The organism is Mesorhizobium sp. M1A.F.Ca.IN.020.06.1.1 (genome assembly GCF_004023265.1).
Taxonomy (GTDB): domain Bacteria; phylum Pseudomonadota; class Alphaproteobacteria; order Rhizobiales; family Rhizobiaceae; genus Mesorhizobium.
In genome coordinates, this window is record NZ_RZSR01000806.1 from 1 (window position 1) to 2,789 (window position 2,789).

At 62.4% G+C, this 2,789-nt stretch carries 1 protein-coding gene and 2 pseudogenes; all 3 read left to right on the forward strand.

All coding sequences use genetic code 11. The annotated features are described in order from the left end of the window. The first annotated feature begins 297 nt into the window (after window positions 1-297). Window positions 298-1,830: an acyl-CoA carboxylase subunit beta gene (locus EOA60_RS27245; RefSeq protein ID WP_067321426.1), complete on the forward strand. Its 1,533-nt coding sequence runs from the start codon at window positions 298-300 to the stop codon at window positions 1,828-1,830. A gap of 245 nt (window positions 1,831-2,075) precedes the next feature. Then, a pseudogene (locus EOA60_RS39275) lies at window positions 2,076-2,198 on the forward strand (glycosyltransferase family 4 protein); the annotation flags it as partial. Between the two features lie 118 nt (window positions 2,199-2,316). Next, window positions 2,317-2,789, forward strand: a pseudogene (locus tag EOA60_RS27250) (glycosyltransferase family 4 protein); the annotation flags it as partial.

Here is a 2,789-nt window from a genome sequence, read left to right on the forward strand (position 1 = left end):
GGGAGCGTCCGCGCGGCTGCGCTGTCGTGCCCGCGGGCGTCATGCCCCGGGGCTCTTTCGCCAGCTTGCCGATCGACGGGAGGGCCCACCGGAAAGAGGGAAAACAGACGCAACCAGTCTCAATTAGTGGAGAAAGCCGAAGTTCGGCCCAAGCGCCTATGCGACCGCATATGGCCGAGTCCGCCGCAAAATGCAAGGGTGATGTTGCAGCGCAACAAAACGCCGATCGAAAAGCGACGCTTGCGCTGCGCTGCCCTCACGATTACCACAAACCACCTTTCTATTGTGGGGGCAGCGATGAAGGACGTGCTGAAGGAACTCGAGCGCCGCCGCGAGATCGCCCGGATGGGCGGCGGCAAGCAACGGATCGAGGCCCAGCACAAGAAGGGCAAGCTCACCGCCCGCGAGCGCATCGACGTCTTCCTCGACGAGGGTTCGTTCGAGGAGTTCGACATGTATGTCGAGCACCGCTCAACCGACTTCGGCATGGAGAAAACCAAGATCGCGGGCGACGGCGTCGTCACAGGCTGGGGCACCGTCAACGGCCGTCCAGTCTACCTTTTTGCCAAGGATTTCACCGTCTTCGGCGGCTCGCTGTCTGAGGCGCATGCCGAGAAGGTGGTCAAGGTGCAGGAGATGGCGCTGCGCAATCGCGCGCCGATCATCGGCCTCTACGACGCGGGCGGCGCACGCATCCAGGAAGGCGTGGCCGCGCTCGGCGGCTATGCCGAGATTTTTCAGCGCAACGTGCTCGCCTCCGGTGTCATCCCGCAGATTTCGCTGATTATGGGCCCGTGCGCCGGCGGCGATGTCTATTCGCCGGCCATGACCGACTTCATCTTCATGGTGCGCGACACCTCCTACATGTTCGTCACCGGGCCGGACGTGGTGAAGACGGTGACCAATGAGACGGTGACGGCCGAAAGCCTCGGCGGCGCCACGGTGCACACGACCCGATCCTCCATCGCCGACGGCGCCTATGACAACGATGTCGAGGCGCTGCTGCAGATGCGCCGGCTGATTGACCTGTTGCCGGCGTCCAATACCGCAGAGATTCCCGAGATCGAATGCTACCAGTCGGTGACGGACCATGACATGTCGCTCGACCGGCTGATTCCGGACAACGCCAACAAGCCCTACGACATCAAGGAACTGATCCTGAAGGTTGCCGACGAAGGCGACTTCTTCGAGATCCAGGCGAGCTTCGCCAGGAACATTGTCACCGGCTTCGGCCGTGTGGAGGGGCGAACCGTCGGCTTCGTCGCCAACCAGCCGATGGTTCTGGCCGGCGTGCTCGACTCCGACGCCAGCCGCAAGGCGGCGCGCTTCGTGCGCTTCTGCGACTGCTTCTCGATCCCGATCGTTACCTTGGTCGACGTTCCAGGCTTTCTGCCAGGCACCGCGCAGGAATATGGCGGGCTGATCAAGCATGGCGCAAAACTGCTGTTCGCCTATGCCGAAGCCACCGTGCCGAAGATCACCGTGATCACCCGTAAGGCCTATGGCGGCGCCTATGACGTGATGGCGTCGAAGCACCTGCGCGGCGACATGAACTATGCCTGGCCGACGGCGCAGATCGCGGTGATGGGCGCAAGGGGCGCGGTCGAGATCATCTACCGCAAGGACATCGGCAACGCGGAGAAGATCGCCGCCCACACCAAAGCATACGAGGATCGGTTCCTGTCGCCCTTCGTAGCGGCCGAACGCGGCTATATCGACGAGGTGATCATGCCGCATTCGACGCGCCGCCGGATCGCGCGGGCGCTGCGCATGCTGCGCAACAAGGATATGCAGAACCCCTGGAAGAAGCACGACAACATTCCGCTGTGAGGCGGTGGTGTCGCGACTGGTCCTTGTAGCTGGCAAGCATTTCGGCAGGTCCGCCGTTATTCTCGTTGCTTAGCCCCTCTCCTTCCGCTTGGCCTCGCGACCGGGAGTCGCCGACCATCTCAATCGGTGGAACCTCGAAAGCCGGCCGGCGGCTGGAACTCTGGCTTACGCAATCCGTCGTCGGAGGTTGACAACTGGCAACCTCTAATCACATTGAAATCACATCAATGTGATGGCGGTAATGAATGCTAATAACCCTTGCAACAAAGGGCGTCGTTCCGTGCAAAGGCTACGGCGGGATAGAACGTCAGGTCGACTGGCTGGCCACTGAACTGGTCAGGCAGGGCCACCATGTCGTCCTCGTGGCGGGCCCTGGATCGTCACATCCACTGTGCGAAGTCCGGCATGCTGTGAGCGATGCCGAGTGCCGCGCGGCGATCCCCAAGGACACCCAAATCGTCCACCTTCATGCGTGGAAGGTCGAGGTTGACTTCCCGACCCTCAACACCGAGCGGGGCCATTTACCGGATTATCCGCGGCCGCAACCGAACTAGCTTCATCAGCGCACGGCACGCCCAGCTGCACGGCCGCAAGACCTTCGTCTACAACGGCTTTCCGGTGGATGACTATCGGCTGGCCGAATCGAAGAGTGATCGCCTCCTCTTCATGGCGGCCATCGCACGCGCCGGAAAGGGCTTGAACCGGGCAGTCGAGCTCGCCAGGAAATTCGACTTTCCCCTCGATATCGCCGGCGGCTCGCGGTGGAAATTGCTCGGCCGAAGTCGGCCCCGCCGCGAGGGGGTTTTTTTCAAGATTCTTTCCCGCCGCTATCGCTTCAACGGCGTCGTCGACGGCGACGACAAGCTGCGCCTGCTGGGCGCATCGAAGGCCTTCCTCAATCCGATCGCCTGGGAAGAGCCTTTCGGCAATGCGCCGGTCGAGGCGATGCTGTGCGGCAC